The organism is Sphingobacterium sp. HSC-15S19, assembly GCF_050433745.1.
GTDB lineage: Bacteria > Bacteroidota > Bacteroidia > Sphingobacteriales > Sphingobacteriaceae > Sphingobacterium > Sphingobacterium siyangense.
Genome location: NZ_JBNPWQ010000025.1, coordinates 20,357 through 45,704, shown reverse-complemented (window position 1 = coordinate 45,704; position 25,348 = coordinate 20,357). Strand labels below are relative to the sequence as shown.

Sequence of the window (25,348 nt, the reverse complement as noted above, 5' to 3'; positions counted from 1 at the left end):
CGCGTTCTTTCTTCAACAGCTTCCCTATTGTCTTTCTAATTTGAATTTATTCAAACTATTCTCTCCCGAGGTTGTTCAGATAAGTGGATTACAAGCCCATCGTTATTTCAATATAACTCTTCCACACTGCAAATAAATCGATCTAATATTCTTATGAAGAAAAAGAAGAAAATAATAATTTCAAATAGACTGCCGATACAAATAGAGCGAAAAAAAGAAAAATTAATCATCAAGCCGAGTGCGGGCGGACTGGCAACCGGTTTAAATTCCGCCTTTGATACGGATGAAATACTTTGGGTTGGCTGGCCGGGAATTGTTCCCAAAGATGAAGAGGAAAAAGAAAAGATTGTCGAGCTTCTCAAACCGATGAACTTGCTTCCTGTTTTCTTATCCAAAGATGAAATACGCAATTTCTACGAAGGTTATTCCAATGAGGTCCTCTGGCCTATTTGCCATTATCAGCCGAGCTACATCCATTTTGACCGCGAATATTGGTCTACCTATGTCATGGTAAATAAGAAATTCTGCGAGGCTGCGCTTTCTATCGATGAGCCATCCGATTTTATTTGGGTCCATGATTATCAGCTTATGCTGCTCCCTCAACTGCTGCGTTCAGAAAACCAAGAGCTCAACATCGGTTATTTTCACCATATCCCCTTTCCTTCAGAAGAACTCTTTATGAACATTCCGCAACGTAAAGAATTGGTTGAAGGTTTACTGGGAGCAGATCTTATCGGATTCCATACTTTCGCCGATAGTCAGAACTTTCTAAATGCCTGCAAAAAAATACTGCATGTATCATCTGGACATAACCAGCTCAAGTACAAGGATCGTCATATATTTATAGAGTCCTTTCCAATGGGCATTGATTTTGATAAATTCGTCGAAGTCAGCAGTCAGCCTAAAATACAGGCCATTGCAAGCCAATTCCGGAGCCATTTTCCCGATCAAAAAATTATTATAGCTGTCGATAGACTCGATTATAGCAAAGGCATATTAGAGCGATTACGTGCTTTTCTCACTTTCCTTGAAAAATACCCCGAATGGCATACAAAAGTTGTATTGTATATGCTTATCGTACCCTCCAGGGATAAGGTATCGCAATACAAAAAACTGAAAGATGAGATTAACCGGAAGGTGAGTGAAATCAATTCCATTTATGGAAATCTAAGCTGGACACCGGTACTATATTTTTACAAATCACTTCCATTCGAAGAGCTGGTTGGATTATATGTTGCATCCGATATCTGTATGATTACATCTACGCGAGATGGGATGAATCTTGTAAGTAAAGAATATATCGCCAGTAAGACTTTATCAAAAGGGGTATTGATTTTAAGTGAGTTTGCAGGCGCCTCCAAGGAACTTGTTGATGCCTTGATTATTAACCCCTATAATCGTACAGAAACGGCAGACAGTATTTACTATGCGCTTAAAATGCCGCCCGAAGAAATTCAGGAACGTACCGATGCCAATATTCAGATTATACAGAAGTTTAATGTGCAACATTGGGTGCAGCTCTTTACCAATCGTTTGGCTGAGACCAAAGCCATACAACGTGACGAATGGGCAAGGCGAATCTCGGATAAGGTATTGAATAGTATTTCAGAAAGGTATAGCAAAAGTAGCAATAGACTCTTTTTTCTGGACTATGACGGTACTTTGGTCAAATTCCAGAATCATGCCCAAAAAGCAACTCCGACGACCCTGTTGTATAACCTTTTGGATAATATCATTTCTGATCCACTCAATACATTGGTCATCATAAGCGGCCGATCACAAGAGAGCCTATCGTCTTGGTTTGACGGTCGATCGTACTATTTAGTTGCCGAACATGGCATTTGGTCAAATTTCCCAAATTTCAACTGGTCGTATAAGAAAGGATTGGCCCTCCATTGGATGCCTGAAGTAAAAAAGCTGATGGAAAAACTGGCCGATCAAACTCCGGGGGCTTACATCGAGGTCAAGCCCTACTCGTTAGCTTGGCATTATAGAAAAGTAGAACTGGGCTTAGGCGAACTTAAAGCAACTGAGCTAAAGGAGACCTTAAACCCAATGCTCAACGACTATGGATTACAACTACTGGACGGAAATGCTGTCATTGAGGTCAAAAATACAGAAGTTAATAAAGGTAAGGCGGCATTGGAAATCGCAGGACATATAAAAGCAGATTTCATGTTGGCTATTGGCGACGACATTACCGACGAAGATCTATTCAAGTATTTACCACAATCGACCATAAGTATTAAGGTAGGAAGCAACAAATCTGCAGCAAAATATTATTTAGATGAACAAGAAGATGTTCTTCAATTTTTAAATCAACTTATCGTAAAATAATGAACGAAAATACAACAGAAAACAGACATATCTACCAATCTGGAATCATTGGAAATTGTTCCTACATAGCGCATGTTGGCATCGATACAAACATATCATGGTTGTGCTGGCCATCGTTCGAAGATAGCTTTGTATTCGGCAGTATGATCGATAAAAATCAAGGTGGAACTTTCAAGATCAGTTCAGAGGAAGCAGTTGTGGAAACCAAGCAATATTACATCAAAAATTCAAATGTGCTCTGCACGGAAATCCATACGGAATCCTATGCCTATCGTATTACAGATTTTGCACCACGTTTTGAACAATTCGGGCGGTATTTTAAACCGTTGATGCTGATACGAAAGATCGAACCACTGCATGGTGCCCCTAGCGTCAACATCAGATGTCAGCCGACTGCTGACTACGGCCGATTGCCACTTAAGCCTACCCGTGGCAGTAACCATATTCTTTATAGCAACGATCAGGTCGGAGAACGGATTCGACTTACCACTGATCTGCCTATTTCACATTTCTTCCAAGAGGAAAGCTGGACCATTATCAGTGAAAATAAATACCTTATACTGACGTATGATGCAGCTTTCGAATCGGCCATTGTAAGCACCTGTGAGGATTTCCTCCATAAGACGCTCAGTTATTGGCAGCGATGGATTAAAAGGTGTAGTATCCCCAACATTTATCAAACAGAAGTAATCCGATCGGCTCTGGTGCTGAAACTTCATCAATATGAGGATACAGGAGCAATTATCGCCGCATCAACAACTAGTCTGCCCGAATATCCAGGTTCGGGAAGAAACTGGGACTACCGTTATTGCTGGGTACGTGATAGTTATTATGTCTTAACAGCATTGACACACATCGGTCAGTTTGAAGAAATGGAAAGCTTTGCTAATTATATTGCTGGCATCACGCATCGCAACCCTGGAAGACTTCAACCTTTGTATGGTATCCTTGGTACCACCGAACTGACAGAACAGATCTTACCTTACCTAAAAGGCTATCAGGATAACGGTCCAGTGCGGATTGGCAATCAAGCTTTTGAACATATCCAAAATGATGTATACGGCCAAGCAATGATTGCCTTGTTACCTCTTTTCACTGATCAGCGTTTTAAAATCCATGAAAACAAGAATGTGTTAGGCTGGGTAAATTTCATTCTCGAAAAGATTGAGGCTACTATAGAGGAAAAAGATGCCGGTATCTGGGAGTTTAGAAATTTTGCCAACCACCATTGTTATTCCAATCTTTTTCAATGGGTCGGATGTAAGGCGGCCCTATTGATTGCGCGTCAAAATGGTTATCAAGATATGGAGGATCGCGCGAATGTCCTCTTAAAAAAAGCAGAAGCTTACATCGAGGCCTGTTATGACGAAGAGCGAAAAGTCTATCAGAATGCTATTGATAGCCGGAATTTAGACGCCAGTACCTTGCAGCTCATTGTCATGGATTACCTTGACCCAAAATCGGAACGCGCCCTTCATCATCTCGAAATGCTGGAAAAGGAATTAAAAGGTGAAAATGGACTTTTCTATCGCTATAAACATCAGGATGATTTCGGCAGACCCAAATCCACTTTCTTAGTCTGTGCATTTTGGTACGTGGAAGCGCTAGCCTGTGTCGGCCGTGTGGAGGAAGCGAAAGAGATCCTCGAACGTTTGCTGACCTACAGCAATCACCTGGGGCTGTTCAGTGAGGATGTTACCGAGGACAATGGCAGCCAATGGGGCAATTTCCCACAAGCCTACAGTCACGTTGGATTGATGAATGCCGTTTATCGTCTTGCCATAAAATTAGATAAACCAATTTTTCAATGACATAAAAACAAAATGTGCGATCAAAATAAATTGATCGCACATTTGTACGCTTATAATTGCCAATTAAATGGCCTTGATAAAATATTACAATTTATCCAGCCAGTTTTCTACCTCTTCTTTGGTTTTTCCGGTCTTTTGTTGCAATTTACCCAACAATTCATCTTCCTTTCCCTCGGCATACAACAGATCATCATCGGTTAAATCTGCATATTGCTGTTTCACTTTACCTTTCAGCTCGTTCCAACGGCCTTTCCATGTTAAATTACTCATAAATGCTCCTTGTTTTTAAAAAATGAAATGTATGTACTTTTATATTAATGTCTGTTTATAGCTGTCAAAATGTTCACAGATCTCCTCCATCCCAATTCGCTTGCCCATCAAGTCTATAAAACGGTTTTTATACAAGGAAAATATGTATAAACCCGTTGCCAAACTCCCTATGACAAAAATACCTTCCAGCTCATTGCTCTTCACAAGCTTGTTGTTCAGGTGACACTCTTTGAGTAACGGAATATTATAAGAAGACCATTTACCCATTTTATCTTTGAGTACCAAACCAATATTTTTTGTCCCTGTCATCATTTCAGCTCCTTTTATTAGAAAAACAGCTACGTTGCTTCAAATGTTTTCTAATTTTTGTCATTTTGAAAAGAATAGGTCTTTCATACACAAGAGCAAGTAATTATACGGTGGCGTCCAAAAAAAATGTTTCCAATTGATTAATTGGAAACATACTGTTAAAGATTGCTTTTACTATTTTTTGTTAGCGTTTACCTGGTAAATAGATTTGAAAACCTACGCCAACGCCTAAACCACTCGCACCGCTGCCGGTATTAATATTAGCCTTGCTATAATTGTAGCCAAAGGTAGCTTCCAAAGCAACAGTTCGTGTGATAAAATGTGCATATCCAACATTGGCTCCTACAGCCAGTGCGACATCTTTGCCCCTAGAACTTCCTGAAATACCAATATCTCCCTGTCCAAAAAACCGACCTGTACTTGATCCCGCATTTGGAAAGTAATAACGCACAAATGGCGCTACACCATAAGTCCATTCATTATCAGCATCTTTTTGAGTAGCCAAGCCAAGATTTGCCTGTGCACCAATAGCCAATCCATCGGACACGAAATAACCAGCTCGTGGTTGAAGTGCTACATTAAATGATTTTCCTTCAAAACTATAGCCAAGATTACCGATCGATCCACCGACCATCCAATTTCCTTGTCGAATAGGTTCAATTCCGACATCCGAGGACATCTGTGGCGTAGTTTCAATTTTCTGAGCATGGGCCTGATACCCAATTCCTGCTGTTATTAATAAAAGAAGTGTCAATTTTCTCATAGTATCTCTATTATCTAAATTACTTTAGTTTAATAACAAGATCGACAAATGAAAAGTTTTAAATTTATTCTTAAAATATATCGTTTTGTCATTTTGTAAAAAAGAGAACCAATCAGATTTGACTCATGTTCCTATTAAAAAGACGATGAATACAGCAATTCAATTTGGTGATGCTATTTCAGATTATTTCCAAGAAAGCTCCCTATTCTTGCACGAAATAGCCCCAATGGAAAACCAACCGGACAGCTACAGTCTTAAGTCCGTATTTAGTCCATCCAAGGTTTCGGATCGAGATGCGGTCAATCGCAAACTTAACTCTCCAAAAAGTATGGCTGGCCCCGATCCAAGTGAAGAAGAACAACGCGACCGCACAACTAGAGAAAAGATTAATACAGAAGAGGATCAACATAAAGAGAAACCAGATCATTCAGAAGAAGATATTTATGATGCTGATTCAGATCAAAAAGAAAAGGATAAAAAAAACTCCCACAACTAAGGGAGTTTTTTTGTGAATATAACGAAGAGGTCCGAGTGACCTTTTCTAAGTGCTCCTTTAAGGTTTAGATTGTATAGCATTGATGCTATCCTTCCTAAGCGTGTCTGCTAAACTGGTATCCTTCTGCATGCTCATTTTTTGTTGCTCGCTTAAATTGTATCTTGTTTCATCGGCAGCGCTCGGCGCGATATTGTCCGCCTGACCACTTCCTTCTGCTGGATTTTTGTTTGGATTTTGGCACGCAAAGAATAGTGTGCTGCAAAATAATAACGTTCCCAAAACTACCGTGAATTTCTTTCTCTTTTTCATATTTTATTTTGTTTTTGTGATCAATCTTTTTCTTAAGAACCACATTCAGAACTTATTAGTTTAATAAAAACTGATAAAAAACAATCATTTAAACTTCTGCTTAAAAAAACAGACAGTTCCCACACTCCACTAAATACAGAAGGATACCCGTAATAAAGACATTTTTTAATGGAACAAATACCCAATTAACCGGGCCCAAATCGGTCGCCTATTTTTATCGGGACGCTTTCAATTGTGTACTCTTGTAGCGTTTAGGCTACAAAATAATCAATACGCAGGTGTACGTATTTTTCCCCTATGCCTGTTTAAACAAGTTTTAGATGAACCTGAAAACGTAAATGTAGCACTTTAATTGCACCTCCATGTATCAAATAAACATCAATCAATTTAACAAACGATACTATGAGCAATTCCAATTTGAATATTTTAGTCGAGGAAAAAAGAAGTCTTTTGAAACATTTTGCGGGAAAATTCACCAATGATCCCGATGAAAAAGAGGATTTAATTCAAGAGACGCTTATTCGTGCATTGAAATCGATCGATGATTTTATCCGTCATCCCAAATTAATGTCGTGGCTCTACGTTATTATGAAAAATGTTTACATTAACCAATATCGTAAAGCCAAACGTATAAACGACATCCATGAAACATACATCGGTCTAGAAAGCACTAACACTGTAGAATCCAATAAAAGTGACAGCAAGTTTATCGCTGATGATATTCAAAAAGCGATGTGCAGTTTGTCGGAAGAAAATTACCAGGTGTTTCAATTATTCCTTGAGGGATACAAATACCATGAGATCGCCACCTATTTTGGCATGCCTGAAGGAACAATCAAAACCAGGATACACATGACGCGAAAAAAACTTCAAAAACAACTTAAAATTTACAAATTAAAATAAAACAAAACGTAGCTTTTGAGGTTATCTACCTAAAGTAACTTAACCGGATAGCTGACAATTCGCTAAATAATAAATATATGAAATCAGAAGTTAAAACAAAAAATCAGCACAATATGGTCATTACGCTGATTATCTGTGGCGGTCCCATTGGAAAGGGAAATGGTAAGACCATTGTACAAGCGGTAGTTACGGACACATTAGACAAAAATCAAACTAAAGTAGAGACAGAAAAAGGTAAAAAATCTCCTTCTGTAAATAAAACAAAATAGATGAGAATTTACTCATAGAACATTGAAATTTATCCATAGAAAGGGTTGCTTTTGTTAAGAAAGTAACCCTTTTTAATATATTTTTCTTTCTATTTACCTGATAGTCCGTCTCCCCTTTCCTGTATAAAACCCTTGATTTATGTGAATAATACGCATCTTATTTTTTTCGAAAACCGGGGATGCCTCTCTTCCGTTCTTACAAAAAAGATTAAAAATTCACTCATCAGCATGATACAATGGAAACCAAACTTATAAATGACCATAGAATGATCAACGATCTTATACAGATCAACCATGATCGAACTGCTGATTAACAAATGGCAACTGATATGGTCTCAAGCATTCACATAAGAAATTTAAATAACATTTTTGGGTTTAAGCATACGTTGACTTTGGAGATTATTATATGAAAGTAAAAGCCGGTTATACAAGAAAGAAAATAGGCAAGTCTTTTAAATATTTTGATACATCAGGAACAGAAGTATCTGATAAAAAGATCTTAGAAAGAATTATGAAACTGGTTATTCCACCCAACTGGAAGGATGTATGGATTGCCAAAAGTAAGACCAGTGATCTGCAAGCTTTTGGATTCGATCAAAAAGAGCGTAAACAATATATCTACCATACGAAATTCGTTGACCAACGGGAAGCGGCAAAGTTCAGCAATATTCTTTTTATGGGTAAATATTTGCAAGAATTAAGAAAGATCAGCACTAAACATCTCAAACATCAGGTTTGGGATATGGACAAATTGTGTGCAATTGCTTTTAAAATTATGGACAGTACATTAATTCGTATCGGCAATAAGCGCTATACACTGACCAATAAGTCATATGGCCTAAGTACACTGGAAAAAAGGCACGTCACCATCGAAAACAACACGATATCTTTGGCTTATAAAGGCAAAAAGGGGGTTTTTCAGCAAAAGTCATGGTCCAATAGGCAACAAGCTAAGCTTCTGGAAGAACTTTTAAAAATGAAGGGAAAAAGGATATTTCAGATTGATAGTGCTACGTGCGAAAGCACGTTCTGCGGTGCCGCCTTTAATCAGTATCTCCGGGAGAATTCTACGGGTCAGATCAGCTGTAAAAGCATTCGTATTTGGGGAGCCAGTCGAGAAGCTTTTTACCAGCTCGCCCAAACAAAACAGGCGGAGGCACTTAATGCCCGAAAAAGACAGTTAAACAAGGTCATTAAACATGTTGCTGAGCAGCTCGGCAATACAAAGACTGTTTCACAGACTTATTATATCCATCCTGCCATACAACGTTTATTTATGGAGGGAAAATTCCCCAGTATAAAAAGTAAATTACCGCTTGCGAAATTAGAGGATAAATTATACCGTTTTCTGCTTAAACACACCGATAAGGCAATTGTTTAACGTCCAAACCTAAACCATTCGTCCAATGGATGGCTTAGGTTATTCATCCAACATGCTGCCATATCCATGGCTGCAACAGAAAATGTGATACCATTTCCACCGAAACCACACACAAAGTATGAGTTTTTAAACTTTTCATGTTTTCCGATATAGGGCAATCCATCTTTGGTTGTTCCAAAAGTACCAGCCCAGGCAAAATCTGCGTGAAAGGCCCTATCGGTAAAAATTTTGTTAAATGACTTTTCCAATTTAAGTGATTTCGCTGAAATGAGACTATCTCGCTTGATGGGGTCTTTAAATTCTTCATCTTCTCCCCCAATCAGAAACCTATGATCGTCTGTGGTGCGCATATACAGATAGGGTTCAGTAGTATTCCAAATAAGCAGATCGCGATACCGATCATAATTGTCTTTATCGACTTCTGACACGATTGCGAATGTACTCAATAGATCGACAAATTTCTCCGGAATAAGGTTTGTCGTTTCGTATCCTGTACAATAAATAATTTTCTTCGCTTTGATTTTAGCTCCTGTCGAAGTGGTTACAAGATTATGCCCCGACTTATATAATACAGAGTCTAAGGCTGTTTTGTCGAAAATCAATAATCCCTTTCTAACGTTGTATGCCAGCAGTTCATGTGTAAAGCAAAAGGCGTCTATGCTTGCCCCTAAAGCCGAGAGAATTCCAGCATAAGCGCCATGTATAGCATAACGATCCTTGATATCTTGTTCCGTTAACCATTTAACGTCAAAACCTGCCGCTTGTCGGGCTTCAAACTCTTGCTTCAACCAGGAGATATCTTTTTTCCTTGCCGCGTAGTAGAGTGATTTTTTTGTTCGGAAACCAGCTTTGGACCGGATCTTCTTTGCGATTTCCCCCAATTTGACAATTGCTTCACAACAGGCTCTGTAGCTCGCTATTGCGGCCTCTTCACCAATTAATTCCTTTAATCTATACAAAGGCACATCAATTTCATATTGCAACATAGAGGTTGTTGCTGCCGAACTCCCATTCACAATTTCACGCTTGTCAATAAGAATACATTTCCTTCCATCGTTTATGCATTGATGTGCGATCAGGGCTCCTGTAATGCCGCCCCCAACGACGAGAACATCACAGCTAAGATTATCTTGCAAGGAAGGATAACTATTTAGAAGACCGTTTTTTATTAACCAAAAAGGTTCATTTGACTTTAAATCCATTGTAATAAAAGCTTATTGAATGTTTGTATAACTATTTCTGAAAAGAAATAGTTTGGTTAGCATTTTATTAAATTTCAAACCATTTGAGCATTAGCTAGGTTATCTTATTAGCAATTAATAGATTACTTATGCGAGCAATTTGGACGGGGGCTATTGGTTTTGGTTTGGTCAATATCCCAATTAAAATATATAGTGCAACGGAGAATGCTGCTTTAGATCTGGATATGCTTGATCGAAATGATCTATCCAATATTAAATTCAAGCGGGTGAATGAACAAACCGGCAAAGAGGTAAAATGGGACAATATTGTTAAAGGATATTTCATAAAAGACCATTATGTCGTGCTGGAAGATGCGGATTTTGAAGACGCAAGTCCGGAAAAGACCAAACTTATCAATCTTCATGCTTTTGTTAAACTGATGGATGTAGACAGTATATATTTTGAAACGCCCTACTATCTGGAGCCACAGAAAGGTGGAGAAAAAGCCTATCAGTTATTGCTCAAAGCATTAGAAAAAACTAAAATGGCGGGCTTAGGGTCATTCGTCATGCGAAATGTAGAACATCTAGCCCTTATAAAGCCCTATCAAAATGCATTGGTTTTGAATAAAATACGTTATCAACAGGAAATCAGATCACTTGACGAGCTTAAATTACCTACTGCAATTAAAATTCAAAAAGCAGAAATGGATATGGCTACACAGCTGATCGAGCAACACAGCACATCCTTCGATATCAGTAGCTATAAAAACGAATATATGGACGAGCTCCTCAAAATAATCAAACAAAAAGACAAGGGTAAACGTCCTACCATTCGAAAAATGAAAATAGAGCATACAAAAGCAGATGATTTGCTTGCAAAACTTAAAGCAAGCCTTGGTTAAACAAAATACCCTGTGTCATGATACGTAAACTAAAGTCGGGGCAATATCGAATATATGCCAGGCATCCAGATAAAGAGACGAACAGACGTCGGAATCTGGGTACTTTTGATACCCTTGAGGAGGCAAAAAAACACGAGCAAGAAATTCAATATTTTAAGCATAAGAAGTGAAATAAGATGAAGAATATCATACCGGAACAGAAAGAAGGTAAGCACCTGGATTGCTTTGAATCCCTCGAGTTTCCAAGTGAAGCTATGGCCAATTTAGCCTATGCTTCGGCTATAAACAATCTTAGAAAAGTCAACCATTGGCATGAGCTCGCTCAGATACCTGCTACTGTGTTTCAATTAACAGCGGGTTATGGTACTCCAATTGATCGCTTACTCGAATTACATGATTATATCAGACTCGATATTCCAGGACCTGGACTTCCAAGTAGTGATGGTTATGATTGGGTAAATATTGTCAGCCTCATTTCAGACAAAACGGACGATTATAGTGTTTTTGCCATAACATTAAAACCTTGCCCCGATCCAAGCCATCCTGGGGATAAAAATACAGCACATTTTTTTGAAGGAGTTTCATCTTCTACCTTTTTGATCGAAAAACGGAGGAATAGTATTTTGTTCCAATACGCTGGAAGGAACGAGATCATCAATGTCGACAATGAGAATATCAGTGATAATGTCAGGAATTATTTCATTGGTCTAGCAGCTAAAATTGGGGCATCTTACCCACAATGGAAATCACTTCTTAAAGGAATGGCTCATGCCGTGGCCAAAGAGTTTAATGTTCAGCATTAGTTCCTTCTGCCGAACGGAAATTGGCAGCAGCTTTAATTTCGAAATAAAAAGAACCCAATGAGGCAATTTTATATCTTTTATAACCTTCTGTTATAAAAGATTCAATCGATGTTGTCGTAATTTTTTTTGTATATTTATGTATATCATAAGAAGTTTTGGGGTATTATGAATCATACATTTCAATCTAACAATCAAACCATCATTATGCTTCAATCTTTTGGCAGTCTGGTCATCTTAGATCGACATTTTAATGTCGTTGGGATAACCGAATCTGTCGTAAATGATCACGACGCCAAAGAGAACCTATTAGGAACTCATTTCTTTGATAGCTTTAGCAATACATTCGGTGAAGCGTTATCCAAAATCAAGAATGCAGTAACTGATCTACTTGAAAACGGGCAGTCGCGCCATATTTTGCCTATTAAAATGAGAAAAGAACGTGTTTATGTAAAATTGCGAAGACACGATGAATACTTCTATATCGAGTGGGAACAACAACACAAAAAATACATTGCTGCAAAAAAAATAAATGAGCTTAATTTTTTGCTAGATACTATTCAACCAAATAATTGGGACCGTGTTTGTTCGGCCGTCAACAAATTACTGAATTACGATCGGGTTTTCGTTTTGCAGGTTCAGGAAACGGGTTATAGTTCCGTGATTGCGGAACATACAGCAGATGGACAAGCCCATTTCAAAGGAATGGAGTTCTCGAAAGATTTCATGCCCGAAGAAGTCTTGTCGTACTATCGGAGCTATTCATATCGATATGCTCCCAATATTAATATCGAGGGACAAAAATTCTACTATACTGACGAAGGAATTGATCCGGTCTCGAGTTTATTATCACCGTTACCTGAACTTCATCGGCTTTTTTTAAAAAAGATAAATGTACAAAGCGCCTTGTTTTTTAGAATCTGTATCGATGATGACTTTTGGGGTCTTGTGGTCGCACAGAATGATGAAGAGCGGGTGGTCGATCTGCAGCAGCGAAAACTATGTACGTTTGCCATCCAGGCAGCCACCAGCAAATATGAGAGTCATGTCAAACAGAATCTGTTGGAAAGAACGGAACTTCTTAAACTCGCTGAAGAAGAGTTAAAAAGGAGCCTTTCTGAAAATAAAATGGTGAATTGTGCTTTGATACAGCATATGGATATTCTTACCCAGCTGGTCAATGCAGATGGATTGGCCATATTTAACCAGGGCGATGTTTTTAACTATGGTCATTCTCCGCAGAAAGCGCAATTTTATGAAATCATTCAATTCCTGCAAAAACATACCGATAAAGCCCTCTTCAAAGATTATAATTTTCGGCTGAATCATCAGGATAACTTTAACGATAAATTGGGTTTTGCGGGGCTCATGTATCTAAAGGTTGGCTTGGAAAACGATTATTACCTCGTTTGGTTTAGAAAGGAAAACCGTAATCAGGTGATGCAGATGGAGCTGAAAAACGAGCCGCATGAAAGCAAACAGCTCAAAATCTGGGAAGATATGCGCTATGACGTTGCCAAACCCTGGAATGATGCTGAAATCAATTTTGTCCTTCGTCTGAATCAGATTATCAAGGAATCCATTTTTGCAAAATTAAAGGAACGTCAGTTGCTAAATGAGGAGCTTCTGAGTTTGAACAATGAGTTGGAAATGTTTACACATACCCTTTCTCATGATTTAAAAAATCCCTTGTCCATCTTAAAAATGGGCATACAATTTCTACAGCAGCACTCCGACAATATTGATTTTACAAAAATCAATAAGTGGTACCAGAATTTCAGCCGAAGCGTTACAAACATTGAAGATATTATCAACAATATGGTCCAGTTGAGCCAGCACCGTTCCAGCATTTTAGACAAGGAACCACTTCCCATGGCCTATACAATTCAGCGCATATTTCAAGAAAATAGCATTTTATATAACGTCAATAATTGCCAACCCACTTTTGGTACCCTATTACCAATTTGGGGCGAAAAAAGTGCCGCGTATCAAATTTTTTCCAATTTAATTGTTAACGCAATAAAATATTCTGCACAAGCAGACAGGCCTTTAGTGACAATAGATAGTTCCGACGAAGACGATTATACGCATTATCAGATCAAGGATAACGGTATTGGCATACCAAGTGACCACCTGCCTCATATTTACGAAATGTTTACCAGAGCCGACAATGTGGGTTCAATACCTGGTACGGGCATTGGGCTTTCGCTGGTGAAACGGATAATGGAACGATTGGGAGGAAGTATCGAAATTGAATCAGAGGTTGGTATAGGCACCGTTGTCCACCTCTACTTCCCTATTGTTAAGCCATTTCCTGAGCAAATGTTACTCGATTGATCTTTGTTTCAAATCCTGAAATCTTTCAAACTATTTTCCATCTAACGTTGTTCATTTAAGGAGAGAATACCATCCAATAAAAAGGATCGTATCACTTAAAAAGAAATCGAAAATGGAAGAGATATTGCAACATGCAGTAGTAAAACGAGGTTTAATTATTGCCTATTATTTTAGTAACATCTGGTATCGTAAAGGATTGTTCGGGGAACGTACTATTCCCGATCCAAATGACACTGATCCGACCGAACATCCTGATCCAGCTATAGATGAAACCGATCCGGAAGAAGAGGAAAATATCAACTACACACATAAAAATCCGCAGACAAGAAGCAACATAAGCCCTGGAAAGAAGTCTTCCGCTACCTGGGACGAAAATGTCGAAAATCGGGCCATATCTAAAAAGACAGATTGACCGATGGGTCAATCTGTAAAGATATTTAACTGTCCTTTTTCATCAAAAAAAACATCGCTGATAAAAACGATACGCTGATCTCCCGTCTTTAGGGTACGGCCGTGATATACACAGCGGATTTTTCCCTCCTTGTCCTGAAATAAACTATTATGCCCAGTACCCGAAACCACTCCACCTCTATTGGTATTCTTTTCAATGATCGGATTAGATGCCGATTTTTGATAGCTTCCCAAAGGAGCAGTTGCTGTTGCGTAGCCAACAGCGTAATTGGCTCCTGCAAAATAATTGGCCGAATACATCATGTAGTATAATCCATTTTCTTTGACCAAAAAAGAACCTTCTGTCCATCGTCTATTGACCTCACCTGAAGTAACTGATCTACTTTCCCATTCTGATTGTGCGTCGTTCATCGTAGCTGGGGGGCGCATTAAAAGAACTGGACTCCCAATCACCTTCGTCATACTGCTATCCAATTCGACTCCGTAAACCCAGCTTTCTTCAATATTCTTATAGCCAAATTTCTTTTCTGCCCAAGTTGCAATTTCTGATTCCACAGGATGTTCGTAGCAGCAGCGTGAATAGAACAGATAATTTCTATGGTCTGTATCTCTAAAAACATTCGCGTCAATGATGGGATATCCAGGATCAAAAATAGGTTTCCCGCTCAGATCTTTAAATGGCCCCAATGGACTATCCGACACTGCAACTCCTATACGATAGTTTTCTAAGTGTTTTTTCGGATTTTCTTTCCAATGAGCACTATAATACATGTAATATTTGTTATTCACACGATAGACCTCTGGCGCCCAAAAATCCTTTTCCCCCCAACCATTCGGCTGTTTGGCATCGTATACTTTTCCCTCCTTTTTCCATGTCTTTAGATCTTTGGAACTATAGGCTATAAATCCATTTTCAGTCCCGCCGGTTCCATATAAATAGTATTGATCCGAAGGTGGATCGAATACAATAAAAGGATCACCAAAGGCTACATCTGTTTGATAGGATTTTCTAGGTTGCCTCGATGGTTGATCTGTGCTTAAAAATCGAAACTTTGCAGTGTCGAATTGGGGAACCAAGACACCGCTGTTATTTGCCACAAATTGAATCGGCACTATGGCTGTCCGCCGAGGTGCAACTTTTTCATCTGAAAAATGTGTATGGCAGACATAATACCATTGCTTTCCTTTTTTGAAAATGTCTCCATGTCCAGTTCCGGCAAACCCGCTATTTTTACGGCTTAATGCAGGCTGACCTTCCAGTTTTTTCCAGGGTCCATAAATATTTTCAGCGATAGCAACACCCACAGCGTAGTCCTTATTCCGAAAATCATTCGCCGAATAGAACATATAATAATATTTTCCCTCTCGAATGACAGTGGGACCTTCACTTACTGTCCAGTCGGCATTCGCCGTATTTTCCCAGGGAAGTTCTGGATGGAGACATTCTTTCAGCGTTTCTTCCTTTATTCCGGAATAATCTGACTTCAGCTCCGCCACAAAAATTCTATTCCCATCCTTTAACCTTACATGAAATAGGTATTTTTTCCCATCTTTATCGCGGAATACAAATGGATCAATTTGCTTTTGCCCAATAGCAATTGGCACTTTGGCAGTTTGCTTAAAAGGACCCGTTGGAGCATCACCGACTGCGATTGCAATATGCTCATCGGCTGTGTAAGCCATATAAAACTTACCATTCTCAAACCATACTTGCGGAGCCCAAAATCCTTTTGATCCAAAGATATCACCCTTTACAGCCGCAAAACCTGAATTAACTCCCTCCGGACTTACCCAGGAATCTAAATCCTTAGACTGGTATACTTTAAAGCCCTGCTGTTCATGCTGATCACCATTCGTACCATAAAGGTAATAATATCCTTTGTGATAGAATATGGTCGGATCCGCTTGAAAAATGCCGTTTATAGGCATCTGCGCATTTTCAATCTGATCTTTGTTTACAGTTTGCGCAAATGTCCTTGGGACAAAAAACAGTAAGAAAGCAATAGGCAGCAAATATATTTTGTTCATTGATTATAATACATCATATAGGTGAAAGCCTAAAATTGAACAAATATTTGCTAAGATTGGAGGTAAATCGTATCAATTGAATATCATTTTGTATCAGATTAAAAATCTCCAGATAAATTTATTGAAATCCATTCCTCTTCTATTCCCACAAACCCATTTTACTATCCAGACTTTTTCTATCCGAAAACATTTCGCTATATACACCAACATACTGACACTATCTTTACGGATCAAAATTTCCCTGATCATTTGCCAGGAAAATTTTCGCTAATTTAAAATACCTCTTTCAAAAGCAAACTTAACCAGATGTGCCGTGTTTTTTACGCCCGCTTTGTCTATGAGGTTCTGACGATGCCCCTCAACAGTACGCTTACTTAAAAAAATCTTATCTGCAATTTCAACATTCGTGTAGCCTTCCGCAATCAGTTTTAATACTTCAAGTTCACGCTCCGAAATATCAAAATCCGTTTGCCATTCTCCTGGGATCTGCGCATAGCTTTGCCCAGAACGGACTTGATCTAAAAGTATCATGGCGATCTCTTCACTCATGTACCGACCTCCGTTAGCAATATGATTCAGCCCAAAAAGCAATTCGTGATAGCCAACATTTTTGACCAAATAGCCAGCCAGACCAGATTCAAACGCCTCAATGACATAATTAATCTGATTCAGCATGGATAGTATAACCACTTTAATAGATGAATACTGTTTGTTTAGGACCTGAAGCAATTCCATGCCGTCCATTTCATCCATACTGATATCCGTTAAGACGATATCAGGAACAGAATTTGCACTTAGGAAGTCGAGCGCCTCTTTGCCATTCGACGCTTCGCCAACGACTTCAAATCCTTCTTGAGATTCTAATAGTAATTTTATTCCGTTACGTACAACCATGTGGTCTTCAACCAATAGGATTTTTATCATTATTATCTTTTTAAATAGTCAATTTTAGTAAAATACCTGCTACAAGTGTATCATTCATAATCTGCGCATTGTAGAGTTCTGCAATCTTCGTCAAGCGCATTTGTCTGTTTTCGGGCTTTGATACTGACAAGGCTTCTCCTTGTTGAAAAAAAGGTGATACTTTGACAAGAATTTCAAATTCGATCACCTGCACTGAAATTGAGATCGACTGCGAGGCCATTTCATCATTTAAATATTGAAACATTGCAGTCAGAAATTTAAATAGATGAATTTGCGTCTGATGATGTAATTCTCGCAAATGAGGGTCAAGCAACGTATCAATTATAAAACCAGATCGTTTTTTGTAACTGGCAACGGCTTCATCAACAGCGTGAAAAATTCCCAGGTCATTTAATATGGGATTGTACAGCAATCCCGCTTTATTGCGGATTTCTATAACTAAGGTAGTCAATGAATCACGTAGGCAACGTAATTCTTCAAAATCGCCATAACGATTAGTGAAATTCTGAAGCGATATACGCATTCCGTAAAGCTCCTGAGCCAGTTCATCGCGAAAATACCGTCCTATTTTTCCGATATCATCCTGTTGATTCCTAATAATCGATTTATAAAAATCTTCTTGGCTACCGTCCCATACTTCCTTTAACTCCGCCTGATCTTTTAGACCTTCAGATTGGCCTTTCGGTCCATCTGATAGGTCAAAATATAGTTTTTTGTTCACGTCCCCCATATTGTTTTCCATTTCATGTTGTAACTAATAACCACTTCAAGGCACGAACAGTTTTAAAAATTAACACCTATTTATATAAAATATGTATCCTTTGAAGTACTGCGTATAAATACGTGCAAGAAAAAGATAAATGGGGGAATTTAGATAGGAAAACACTTGTTGTTAAAGTAAAAAAGTTCAAATAAAGCACCAATATACCAAGCGAACAATACACCCAAAACACTGTTTAACAACTATTTAGAATAAAAAATAAATCTACTCGCTTGAAAACACTTGCCTCGATTCATCCTTCCAAATTGTTTTTTCTAGCATCTTAATTGTAGTGGATGTAGAAAAGATAGACACTTAAAATTTGATAATATGGAAAATACAACAATCGATCAACTGTTTAAGGAAAAAAGGCCTACGTTAAAGTATTTGGCAGCGCAATTTACAAATGATCCGGATGAACGGGAAGATTTGGTTCAAGAGACCATGGTGAGGTCACTAGCATCTATCGAAAAATTCCTGAAACATCCGAAATTGATGTCTTGGCTCTATATCATTATGAAAAACACGTATATCAATCAATATACACGTAACAAAAGGTTAGAAAATTACAGAAGCGAATACATCAGCACTGGTTATCGCAATGAAATAACAACCAATCGCGGAGAAAATAATTTTGTTGCTTCTGATATACAGCATGCGCTCAATAATTTATCGAAAGACTATTATGACGCCTTTGCTATGTTTTTGGAAGGGTTTAAATATTATGAAATTGCAGCGCATTTGCAAATACCGGAAGGAACTGTGAAAACACGTATACACATGGCACGAAAGTCCTTGCAAAAACAGCTTAAGATTTACTCAAAAAGTATTAACTAAAAAAATAGTCGTATTTCAAGAACAAAAAGCAGGTTATAGCCTGCTTTTTGAATTTACACCCCGTTATTTTGGCTAATATTGTTTTAGTCACTGCCGCTACCTCGGGATATATTTATTATATTTAGGGTGAAACTTACTAATTAAAATATCACTTTGAACATCATGTAATATGAGAAAGCAAACAATCGCTATATTTCTTATATGCTTGAGCAGCATAATTTTAATATCGTCGTGTGGTTCGGTATCAAAGGAAAGTGAAAACAGAATTCGTGTAAGTGGCGAAGGAAAGATTAGGATCATGCCCGACCAGGTCACCCTGACCATCAATACAACTTTCACAAAACCCAGAATGGTAGACGCGGTACGAGAAACACAAGCAACAGTCGACACCGTAATAGCGTTGCTCCAAAAATATGGACATCAAAAAGAAGATATCAAAACGAGTAGCGTGTCTGCAAATAAAGACTATCAATACATTGGTAATACCAATAAATTTATAGGTTATCAAGCACAGCAAACAATCGATTTTGTTTTACATGATTTATCGAAATTCACAGAATTAACGGGAAAATTGTTAGAAACAAAACTCAGTGGGATCGGTTCCATCTCATTTGACCACTCCAGAGCAGACAGTATTTTAAGAGAAGCAGATCTTATTGCATATGATGATGCTTTAAAATCGGCAAAAAAACTTGCATCTAGGGCTGATGTTAAAATCGGAAAACTGCTATTTCTGTCTAATGATGGAAGCGCATCCAACGAATCAACGCAGTACAGAACAGGAATGGCTCTAGAAACATTCAATAAAGGCTATGGTGGTGAAGGTTTTAAAATTGCTCCCGAAGTTTTAGAATTTAAAAGAACGATATTTACGGAATTTGAAATCAAATAGATGCCACACCGATTCTGTCTCCAATCAACCAGCGTCCTCGATTCAATAGTTGAATGAAAAAATAACGCTCGAGGGACAGTGTTTTAGCCGTTACGCGGACAAATTAGCTACCGATGATCGTCGAACTATTTTTTCGTATATTTAACATATAGTTTATATCCAGTTCATATAAGTTCTGTTACTTTATAATGCGATAATTAATGTAGTCAACGGAGTTAATGTATCTATTATGAAAACGATAAACTATTTTTTCCAGCGGATTATATTTAGAATCTTTTTGGGTAGATTCAGTTCATTCTATTCACCATTAAGATTCCACAAAACTTAATTGTTTTTAAAAACGGCATTGAGGTCCGATAATTTTATTTTTGTAAATGCTATTAACCAAAGATGCCTTTGGCAAAGATTTTATTTGGGGAGTTTCTACAGCTGCCTACCAGATTGAAGGAGCACATGATTTGCATGGAAAAGGCCCTTCTATCTGGGATATATTCGTCAAAAAAAGAAACCGTATATTTCAAAATCAACATGGTAATGAGGCCTGTGATTTTTACAATCGCTATGTTCAGGACCTGTATTTGATGCAGGGAATGCATATTCCTAATTACAGATTCTCTTTATCATGGAGTCGTATATTTCCTGCTGGTATTGGTGCGGTAAATCAATCTGGATTGGATTTTTATGATCGTTTGATCGATTTATCCCTTGAGTTAGGGATAACACCTTGGCCTACCTTATATCATTGGGATCTTCCACATGCATTGGAAAAGAAAGGTGGCTGGGTAAACCGTGATGTGAAAGATTGGTTTGGAGAATTTGTTTCCAAATGTGTGCAAACCTACGGGGACCGGGTCAAGCATTGGATGGTTCTCAACGAACCTACAGTATTTACTGCTGCAGGTTATTTCTTCGGTGTACATGCACCAGAGAGAAAAGGTTTGGGCAATTTTTTGGCTGCGTCCCATCATGCTGCATTAGCACAAGCTCAAGGCGGCCGAATTATTAAGTCTTTACAGCCTAATAGCGAAGTAGGAACGACTTTTTCTTGCTCCCATGTTGAGCCCTTTACGTCGAAAGACAGAGACATTCTTGCGGCAAAGAAAGCAGATGTATTGCTCAACCGCCTATTTATAGAACCGCTACTAGGAATGGGCTATCCAACACAAGAGATTAAAATACTGGGTAGAATTGAAAAGTATATGCACGCGAATGATGAGCGAGATCTGCAATTTGATATGGACTTTATTGGCGTGCAAAATTATACACGGGAAATTATACGATACGCCATGTTCGTTCCTTATCTTCAAGCAAAGATAGTGTCGGCGAAAGAGCGCAAAGTTGAAATGACCGAAATGAACTGGGAAGTTTACCCAGCCTCCATTTATTATATGCTCAAGAAATTTAGCGCCTACCCTAATATCCCCACTTTAATTGTTACCGAAAATGGTGCTGCATTTCCTGATAAAATTGAAAATGGTTTAGTGCATGACCCCAAAAGATTGAGCTATTTACAGCACGCTTTACAGGAGGTTTACCGTGCAAAACAAGAAGGAATAAATGTCAAAGGGTATTTTGTATGGACATTCATGGACAACTTCGAATGGGCTGAAGGATATCGTCCAAGATTTGGACTAGTTTATGTTGATTTCAACAATCAACAGCGCATCGTCAAATCCTCTGGACATTGGTACGGAGACTTTTTAAAATAAATAAATGGCTTTTCCATCGTTATGAACGATATATCAAATTTGTAATTTTCAATAAAATCAGGCCAAGAAACAATGCGGCGACAATACTAAGTATTGTGACCAATGTATTCCTTCCGTTGTCTGCAAAAAAATAGATGGATAGTCCAGCCAATATACATGGAATACCGATAACAATAAGCTTGACCCAATATATTCGGTCTTCTTCCTCACGGATAATTTTTGTTTCAACTGCGGCTAAAACATCCGGTCTATTCATTCTAAAATATTCGAGAATAATTTCGATTTCGTCTGAACGCAATTCACGAGGACGTACAATCTGCTGCTGCAAGGCAATAAGTAAAATATTTCCATCTCGCTGAACTGAAATAACGGCCGACATTGGAAAGCGCTTTTTATACCCCATAGGGTTCATTGCATATCCTCTGTAGTCACTGTTATCTGGACTTAAACATACAAAATACTCCGAACTCATTGCGAAGATCACATCGGTATGTTCCTGTTTGATTTCTTTCCATATAACGATAGCAGGCTTAATGGCTGCAAGCAATAGACATTGAAAAATAAATATACCAAAAGACAAGCTGAATATCCACGACAAAGAAAATGAAAGGATTAAAAAAGCGATGATAAACGAGAGGACATTTGACCAAAAATCAATTTTCCGCTCGATTAAATAGAAAGTAATGACGCAGATTATTGGCGCAATGCTGGCTTTCCAATCCCAAAATATACTTACAATTCCGAGTATTGAAAACAGTGTATAATTCAACAGTTGAAAATATGCTGACTTCCGCTGAAAATTAGTTCTTTTAATTTCAATGATATTTTCCAATACGTTCTCTAATGAAATAACAAAATCTCTGTCGCTAAGATAGCTCTGATTGCATAAATATAAATATCTTTACTAAAATAAAAACACGTAAAAATAGAAGTCACCACTATGAATACCTTTCAATTTAAATCCCATAATGTTAAAAAGGGCTTGATCTTTGGATTTGGCTACCTAATTGTTGTATTTATCCTATGCTGTTTAATTTTTGGCGGTATAAATGTGCTAGCTGATGCAGTAAACAACTTTGGTTCGGCAAAGGGTCTTGGTATATTGGTTGCTGTCGTTGTAATCGGTCCCCTAGTCATACTATTGCAATTCATCAATCCCAAGATAGAAATACAAGTTGATAAAAATAACTTATCTATTAAACAACCGAAAAAGGAGGACAAAATTATTCCGTTCGAGGTCATTCATTCCATGGAAATAAATCATTCCTTGGTCAACCAACTTCAACTATTCGACCATAATGGAAAACTACTTACGACTATTCACCCTCAAAACGATATGAATGTAATTTTCTCCATTGCAAATATAATCGCGCAACATGGTGGATTTACACAAAAAAGAGGAACCAAAAAGATCTTTGGTAATCCCGTCGAAACGATCTCATATTTCAGGCAATAACATTGTAGCGCATTCGTTTCGATGAAACCAAAAATACACTATCTACTTCGCGTTGCTTTAACCATCTTCATGGGTTTGTTGTCACGGAAAATATCCGCCATTCCTACCATTACCGGCGATGTACTGTATGCGGTTATGATTTATTGGTTGTCACGTTTTTTATTTACGAGGAAATCGTTATTATTTTCTTTTACGGCGACACTTATATTTTGTTTTGCCATCGAATTTTTACAGCTTGTACAACATCCTTTACTTATATGGATAAGAAACAATCCGCTTTTGCGGCTCGTGTTTGGACAGGGCTTTTTATGGTCGGATCTTGTGGCTTACTGCCTGGGAACCGTCGGAGCTGCATGCATTGATTATCTTAATTATCAAATGTTAAAGACAGACCCTACGTTACGAACTAAATAGACCTACTTCGTGGTTTTGGCCCCCAAATCGATGCCCATCTTTTCATAAGCAAGATCATTGGGCTGCCAAAGCTCTATTTTGTTTCCTTCAATATCCATGATATGAGCAAATTTGCCGTAGTCAAAGGATTCGATCGTATCAAGTACCGTAACGCCCTCCTTCTTCAATTCTTCTATTAAAAGCTCAATATTGGCTACCCGATAATTGATCATAAAATCTTTTTCCGAAGGGCCAAAATAGGAAGTGCTCTCTTTAAAAGGGCTCCATTGCGTAAATCCCTTTTTCGTACTGTCAGCTCCCTGATACCACTCAAATACAGCGCCGTAAGAATTTGTAGCCAGTCCCAAATGATCGGCATACCAAGCTCTTACTTTTTTAGGATCTTTACATTTGAAAAAAATTCCACCTATACCGGTTACTCTTTTCAACTCGGTGGATCGATATGAATGGCTCAAGTTATTAAAAGCATACCCCATTCCAAATGCCAGCAAAATACTTGCAACAAATACGACTCTTTTCATAATTTAATAAGGACAAATCAGTTATTCTGCCTTCTCTCCCGAATTTAATCATTAGTTTTGACAAAACATTTACGGCGCTTCAGAAAACATTCTTATCCTACAACACCAGTACTTAAAACGCATAGCTTTTGTCCTAATTTTTTCTAGATTAAGGTTGTTAAAAAATGAGATTGTATGTATACATTTGACCTACACAAGACTCGAGCAGCCTACCCTAGGAAAAGAGTTTAATAAAGCATCCGCATTAAATAGATAAATTTATGTACAACTTTAAAAATGACTATTCAGAAGGGGCACATCCCCGCATTTTAGATAAGCTTATTGAAACGAATCTGATACAGCAATTAGGCTATGGGGAGGATGACTATTCCAAAGAAGCCAGATCGATTTTGAAGAAAAAGATAGCGAATCAGCAAGCCGTTATCCACTTTTTATCTGGGGGCACACAAACAAATCTTCTTGTCATATCTTTTCTTTTACGTATCCATGAAGCAGTGATCAGTGCAAAAACAGGGCATATATCTGCAAATGAAACTGGTGCTATAGAAGCAACTGGACATAAAGTCATTACCGTTGAAACGTCTGATGGGAAATTGACACCTAACGATATTACTACGGTACTCAGGGAACATGCTTTGGCGCCACATGTGGTAAAACCAAGAATAGTTTATATTTCTAATTCCACTGAAATCGGCACAATATATTCTTCGGCAGAATTGGAAGCGCTATATGTGTGCTGTCAGCAGCAACAACTGTTACTTTATTTGGATGGCGCACGCCTGGGCCATGCTTTGACCGCGGAAAACAACGATTTAACCTTTGCAGCTATTGCTAAGTATACTGACGTTTTCTACATTGGCGGAACAAAAAACGGAGCTCTGCTGGGTGAGGCAGTTGTGTTTAACCGTCCCGAATTAGCCGTAGATTTTGACTATGCGATCAAGCAGAAAGGCGCCTTGCTTGCCAAAGGCAGAGTGCTTTCAATTCAATTTCTAACGCTATTTCAGGATGATTTGTATTTAGAGCTGGCATTGAGAGCTAATTCGCTTGCGATGCGTATGGCGAAGGCTATCAAAGACAAAGGATATTCCTTTCTAACGGAATCAACCACCAATCAGATTTTTCCCATTTTACCTAAATCGCTCATCGAAGCACTGCTTATAAATTATCAATTTTATATATGGAAGGATATCGATTCAGATTATGCAGCGGTTCGTTTGATCACGTCCTGGGCTACGGAAGAGAAACAGGTTACTAACTTTATAAATGATATATTGAATTCCTAGGGATTGTTCCGCCCTAGCCAATAAATCTTATATACACGA

The 25,348-nt window shown here is 38.2% G+C and carries 27 protein-coding genes; 17 read left to right on the top strand and 10 right to left on the bottom strand.

Translation table 11 applies throughout. The features are described from left to right. The first annotated feature begins 153 nt into the window (after positions 1-153). Entirely contained in the window at positions 154-2,337 is a 2,184-nt protein-coding gene (locus tag L1283_RS19285; RefSeq protein WP_286850587.1) for a bifunctional alpha,alpha-trehalose-phosphate synthase (UDP-forming)/trehalose-phosphatase, read from the top strand. After that, positions 2,337-4,148 carry a glycoside hydrolase family 15 protein gene (locus tag L1283_RS19280; RefSeq protein ID WP_088161633.1) on the top strand — a complete coding sequence of 604 codons (1,812 nt, stop codon included), beginning with the start codon at positions 2,337-2,339 and terminating at the stop codon, positions 4,146-4,148. The genes L1283_RS19285 and L1283_RS19280 overlap by 1 nt, the downstream gene beginning before the upstream one ends. Positions 4,149-4,232: 84 nt before the next feature. On the opposite strand, the gene L1283_RS19275 is transcribed toward L1283_RS19280, so the two are convergent. The 3 genes from L1283_RS19275 to L1283_RS19265 form a co-directional block, all read right to left on the bottom strand. Beyond that, positions 4,233-4,418 (bottom strand): CsbD family protein, encoded by a 186-nt coding sequence (locus L1283_RS19275; RefSeq protein WP_075992699.1) that lies wholly within the window; start codon positions 4,416-4,418, stop codon positions 4,233-4,235. A gap of 39 nt (positions 4,419-4,457) precedes the next feature. Further along, entirely contained in the window at positions 4,458-4,730 is a 273-nt protein-coding gene (locus tag L1283_RS19270) for a hypothetical protein (RefSeq protein ID WP_088161634.1), read from the bottom strand. A 181-nt stretch (positions 4,731-4,911) separates the two neighbouring features. Next, complete coding sequence (locus tag L1283_RS19265; RefSeq protein WP_075992701.1) at positions 4,912-5,490, bottom strand: hypothetical protein; 579 nt, start codon at positions 5,488-5,490, stop codon at positions 4,912-4,914. 145 nt (positions 5,491-5,635) lie between these two features. Here L1283_RS19265 and L1283_RS19260 point away from each other — a divergent pair, with 145 nt between their 5' ends. Further along, positions 5,636-5,986 carry a hypothetical protein gene (locus L1283_RS19260; RefSeq protein WP_088161635.1) on the top strand — a complete coding sequence of 117 codons (351 nt, stop codon included), beginning with the start codon at positions 5,636-5,638 and terminating at the stop codon, positions 5,984-5,986. Between the two features lie 57 nt (positions 5,987-6,043). On the opposite strand, the gene L1283_RS19255 is transcribed toward L1283_RS19260, so the two are convergent. Beyond that, the gene (locus L1283_RS19255) at positions 6,044-6,295 is read right to left on the bottom strand and encodes a hypothetical protein (RefSeq protein WP_088161636.1); all 252 of its coding nucleotides are present in this window, start codon (positions 6,293-6,295) and stop codon (positions 6,044-6,046) included. 402 nt (positions 6,296-6,697) lie between these two features. On the opposite strand from L1283_RS19255, the gene L1283_RS19250 reads away from it, so the two are divergent. The 3 genes from L1283_RS19250 to L1283_RS19240 all read left to right on the top strand — a co-directional run bounded on the left by L1283_RS19250 (position 6,698) and on the right by L1283_RS19240 (position 8,848). After that, the gene (locus tag L1283_RS19250) at positions 6,698-7,198 is read left to right on the top strand and encodes an RNA polymerase sigma factor (protein ID WP_088161637.1); all 501 of its coding nucleotides are present in this window, start codon (positions 6,698-6,700) and stop codon (positions 7,196-7,198) included. 77 nt (positions 7,199-7,275) lie between these two features. Continuing rightward, the gene (locus L1283_RS19245) at positions 7,276-7,467 is read left to right on the top strand and encodes a hypothetical protein (RefSeq protein WP_088161638.1); all 192 of its coding nucleotides are present in this window, start codon (positions 7,276-7,278) and stop codon (positions 7,465-7,467) included. A 406-nt stretch (positions 7,468-7,873) separates the two neighbouring features. Beyond that, complete coding sequence (locus tag L1283_RS19240) at positions 7,874-8,848, top strand: DNA topoisomerase IB (RefSeq protein WP_429626383.1); 975 nt, start codon at positions 7,874-7,876, stop codon at positions 8,846-8,848. Here the strand turns inward: L1283_RS19240 and L1283_RS19235 are convergent. Next, a complete protein-coding gene (locus tag L1283_RS19235; protein WP_286848400.1) occupies positions 8,845-10,050 on the bottom strand; it encodes an NAD(P)/FAD-dependent oxidoreductase in 1,206 nt (401 codons plus the stop codon). The genes L1283_RS19240 and L1283_RS19235 overlap by 4 nt on opposite strands. A gap of 128 nt (positions 10,051-10,178) precedes the next feature. On the opposite strand from L1283_RS19235, the gene L1283_RS19230 reads away from it, so the two are divergent. The 5 genes from L1283_RS19230 (at position 10,179) to L1283_RS19210 (ending at position 14,483) form a co-directional block, all read left to right on the top strand. Next, positions 10,179-10,934, top strand: coding sequence for a Ku protein (locus tag L1283_RS19230; protein ID WP_286848401.1), 756 nt, complete (start codon positions 10,179-10,181; stop codon positions 10,932-10,934). A gap of 17 nt (positions 10,935-10,951) precedes the next feature. Beyond that, complete coding sequence (locus tag L1283_RS19225; protein WP_167512254.1) at positions 10,952-11,104, top strand: hypothetical protein; 153 nt, start codon at positions 10,952-10,954, stop codon at positions 11,102-11,104. A 6-nt stretch (positions 11,105-11,110) separates the two neighbouring features. Then, positions 11,111-11,737, top strand: coding sequence for a hypothetical protein (locus tag L1283_RS19220; protein WP_145326783.1), 627 nt, complete (start codon positions 11,111-11,113; stop codon positions 11,735-11,737). Between the two features lie 165 nt (positions 11,738-11,902). After that, positions 11,903-14,071: a GAF domain-containing sensor histidine kinase gene (locus L1283_RS19215; RefSeq protein WP_145326784.1), complete on the top strand. Its 2,169-nt coding sequence runs from the start codon at positions 11,903-11,905 to the stop codon at positions 14,069-14,071. A 112-nt stretch (positions 14,072-14,183) separates the two neighbouring features. Beyond that, positions 14,184-14,483, top strand: coding sequence for a hypothetical protein (locus L1283_RS19210; RefSeq protein WP_145326785.1), 300 nt, complete (start codon positions 14,184-14,186; stop codon positions 14,481-14,483). Positions 14,484-14,491: 8 nt separating this feature from the next. Here L1283_RS19210 and L1283_RS19205 read toward each other — a convergent pair whose 3' ends face one another. The 3 genes from L1283_RS19205 to L1283_RS19195 form a co-directional block, all read right to left on the bottom strand. Next, positions 14,492-16,510 carry a glycoside hydrolase family 43 protein gene (locus L1283_RS19205; RefSeq protein ID WP_312352596.1) on the bottom strand — a complete coding sequence of 673 codons (2,019 nt, stop codon included), beginning with the start codon at positions 16,508-16,510 and terminating at the stop codon, positions 14,492-14,494. A gap of 267 nt (positions 16,511-16,777) precedes the next feature. Next, on the bottom strand, positions 16,778-17,434 hold the full coding sequence (locus tag L1283_RS19200) for a response regulator transcription factor (protein ID WP_145326786.1): 657 nt from the start codon (positions 17,432-17,434) through the stop codon (positions 16,778-16,780). Positions 17,435-17,444: 10 nt separating this feature from the next. Next, a complete protein-coding gene (locus tag L1283_RS19195; protein WP_145326787.1) occupies positions 17,445-18,155 on the bottom strand; it encodes a hypothetical protein in 711 nt (236 codons plus the stop codon). A 369-nt stretch (positions 18,156-18,524) separates the two neighbouring features. On the opposite strand from L1283_RS19195, the gene L1283_RS19190 reads away from it, so the two are divergent. The 3 genes from L1283_RS19190 (at position 18,525) to L1283_RS19180 (ending at position 21,632) form a co-directional block, all read left to right on the top strand. Further along, the gene (locus tag L1283_RS19190; RefSeq protein WP_145326788.1) at positions 18,525-19,031 is read left to right on the top strand and encodes an RNA polymerase sigma factor; all 507 of its coding nucleotides are present in this window, start codon (positions 18,525-18,527) and stop codon (positions 19,029-19,031) included. Positions 19,032-19,200: 169 nt separating this feature from the next. Beyond that, a complete protein-coding gene (locus L1283_RS19185) occupies positions 19,201-19,923 on the top strand; it encodes an SIMPL domain-containing protein (protein ID WP_429626382.1) in 723 nt (240 codons plus the stop codon). 374 nt (positions 19,924-20,297) lie between these two features. Continuing rightward, positions 20,298-21,632 carry a GH1 family beta-glucosidase gene (locus tag L1283_RS19180; RefSeq protein WP_145326790.1) on the top strand — a complete coding sequence of 445 codons (1,335 nt, stop codon included), beginning with the start codon at positions 20,298-20,300 and terminating at the stop codon, positions 21,630-21,632. A gap of 19 nt (positions 21,633-21,651) precedes the next feature. On the opposite strand, the gene L1283_RS19175 is transcribed toward L1283_RS19180, so the two are convergent. After that, entirely contained in the window at positions 21,652-22,464 is an 813-nt protein-coding gene (locus tag L1283_RS19175) for a hypothetical protein (protein WP_145326791.1), read from the bottom strand. A gap of 108 nt (positions 22,465-22,572) precedes the next feature. Here L1283_RS19175 and L1283_RS19170 point away from each other — a divergent pair, with 108 nt between their 5' ends. Next, positions 22,573-23,088, top strand: a complete 516-nt coding sequence (locus L1283_RS19170; RefSeq protein WP_145326792.1) for a hypothetical protein — start codon at positions 22,573-22,575, stop codon at positions 23,086-23,088. A 21-nt stretch (positions 23,089-23,109) separates the two neighbouring features. Continuing rightward, entirely contained in the window at positions 23,110-23,502 is a 393-nt protein-coding gene (locus tag L1283_RS19165) for a DUF2809 domain-containing protein (protein ID WP_145326793.1), read from the top strand. A gap of 2 nt (positions 23,503-23,504) precedes the next feature. Here the strand turns inward: L1283_RS19165 and L1283_RS19160 are convergent, their stop codons facing one another. Then, entirely contained in the window at positions 23,505-24,023 is a 519-nt protein-coding gene (locus tag L1283_RS19160) for a VOC family protein (protein ID WP_286851071.1), read from the bottom strand. Between the two features lie 260 nt (positions 24,024-24,283). On the opposite strand from L1283_RS19160, the gene L1283_RS19155 reads away from it, so the two are divergent. Further along, on the top strand, positions 24,284-25,309 hold the full coding sequence (locus L1283_RS19155) for a threonine aldolase family protein (protein ID WP_088161654.1): 1,026 nt from the start codon (positions 24,284-24,286) through the stop codon (positions 25,307-25,309). The last annotated feature ends 39 nt before the right edge of the window (positions 25,310-25,348 follow it).

Excerpts from the sequence above, each read along its gene's own strand:
- L1283_RS19285 (WP_286850587.1), top strand. The coding sequence starts at position 154 with ATGAAGAAAAAGAAGAAAATAATAATTTCAAATAGACTGCCGATACAA.
- L1283_RS19280 (WP_088161633.1), top strand. The coding sequence starts at position 2,337 with ATGAACGAAAATACAACAGAAAACAGACATATCTACCAATCTGGAATC.
- L1283_RS19275 (WP_075992699.1), bottom strand. The coding sequence starts at position 4,418 with ATGAGTAATTTAACATGGAAAGGCCGTTGGAACGAGCTGAAAGGTAAA.
- L1283_RS19270 (WP_088161634.1), bottom strand. The coding sequence starts at position 4,730 with ATGATGACAGGGACAAAAAATATTGGTTTGGTACTCAAAGATAAAATG.
- L1283_RS19265 (WP_075992701.1), bottom strand. The coding sequence starts at position 5,490 with ATGAGAAAATTGACACTTCTTTTATTAATAACAGCAGGAATTGGGTAT.
- L1283_RS19260 (WP_088161635.1), top strand. The coding sequence starts at position 5,636 with ATGAATACAGCAATTCAATTTGGTGATGCTATTTCAGATTATTTCCAA.
- L1283_RS19255 (WP_088161636.1), bottom strand. The coding sequence starts at position 6,295 with ATGAAAAAGAGAAAGAAATTCACGGTAGTTTTGGGAACGTTATTATTT.
- L1283_RS19250 (WP_088161637.1), top strand. The coding sequence starts at position 6,698 with ATGAGCAATTCCAATTTGAATATTTTAGTCGAGGAAAAAAGAAGTCTT.
- L1283_RS19245 (WP_088161638.1), top strand. The coding sequence starts at position 7,276 with ATGAAATCAGAAGTTAAAACAAAAAATCAGCACAATATGGTCATTACG.
- L1283_RS19240 (WP_429626383.1), top strand. The coding sequence starts at position 7,874 with ATGAAAGTAAAAGCCGGTTATACAAGAAAGAAAATAGGCAAGTCTTTT.
- L1283_RS19235 (WP_286848400.1), bottom strand. The coding sequence starts at position 10,050 with ATGGATTTAAAGTCAAATGAACCTTTTTGGTTAATAAAAAACGGTCTT.
- L1283_RS19230 (WP_286848401.1), top strand. The coding sequence starts at position 10,179 with ATGCGAGCAATTTGGACGGGGGCTATTGGTTTTGGTTTGGTCAATATC.
- L1283_RS19225 (WP_167512254.1), top strand. The coding sequence starts at position 10,952 with ATGATACGTAAACTAAAGTCGGGGCAATATCGAATATATGCCAGGCAT.
- L1283_RS19220 (WP_145326783.1), top strand. The coding sequence starts at position 11,111 with ATGAAGAATATCATACCGGAACAGAAAGAAGGTAAGCACCTGGATTGC.
- L1283_RS19215 (WP_145326784.1), top strand. The coding sequence starts at position 11,903 with ATGAATCATACATTTCAATCTAACAATCAAACCATCATTATGCTTCAA.
- L1283_RS19210 (WP_145326785.1), top strand. The coding sequence starts at position 14,184 with ATGGAAGAGATATTGCAACATGCAGTAGTAAAACGAGGTTTAATTATT.
- L1283_RS19205 (WP_312352596.1), bottom strand. The coding sequence starts at position 16,510 with ATGAACAAAATATATTTGCTGCCTATTGCTTTCTTACTGTTTTTTGTC.
- L1283_RS19200 (WP_145326786.1), bottom strand. The coding sequence starts at position 17,434 with ATGATAAAAATCCTATTGGTTGAAGACCACATGGTTGTACGTAACGGA.
- L1283_RS19190 (WP_145326788.1), top strand. The coding sequence starts at position 18,525 with ATGGAAAATACAACAATCGATCAACTGTTTAAGGAAAAAAGGCCTACG.
- L1283_RS19185 (WP_429626382.1), top strand. The coding sequence starts at position 19,201 with ATGAGAAAGCAAACAATCGCTATATTTCTTATATGCTTGAGCAGCATA.
- L1283_RS19180 (WP_145326790.1), top strand. The coding sequence starts at position 20,298 with ATGCTATTAACCAAAGATGCCTTTGGCAAAGATTTTATTTGGGGAGTT.
- L1283_RS19170 (WP_145326792.1), top strand. The coding sequence starts at position 22,573 with ATGAATACCTTTCAATTTAAATCCCATAATGTTAAAAAGGGCTTGATC.
- L1283_RS19165 (WP_145326793.1), top strand. The coding sequence starts at position 23,110 with ATGAAACCAAAAATACACTATCTACTTCGCGTTGCTTTAACCATCTTC.
- L1283_RS19160 (WP_286851071.1), bottom strand. The coding sequence starts at position 24,023 with ATGAAAAGAGTCGTATTTGTTGCAAGTATTTTGCTGGCATTTGGAATG.
- L1283_RS19155 (WP_088161654.1), top strand. The coding sequence starts at position 24,284 with ATGTACAACTTTAAAAATGACTATTCAGAAGGGGCACATCCCCGCATT.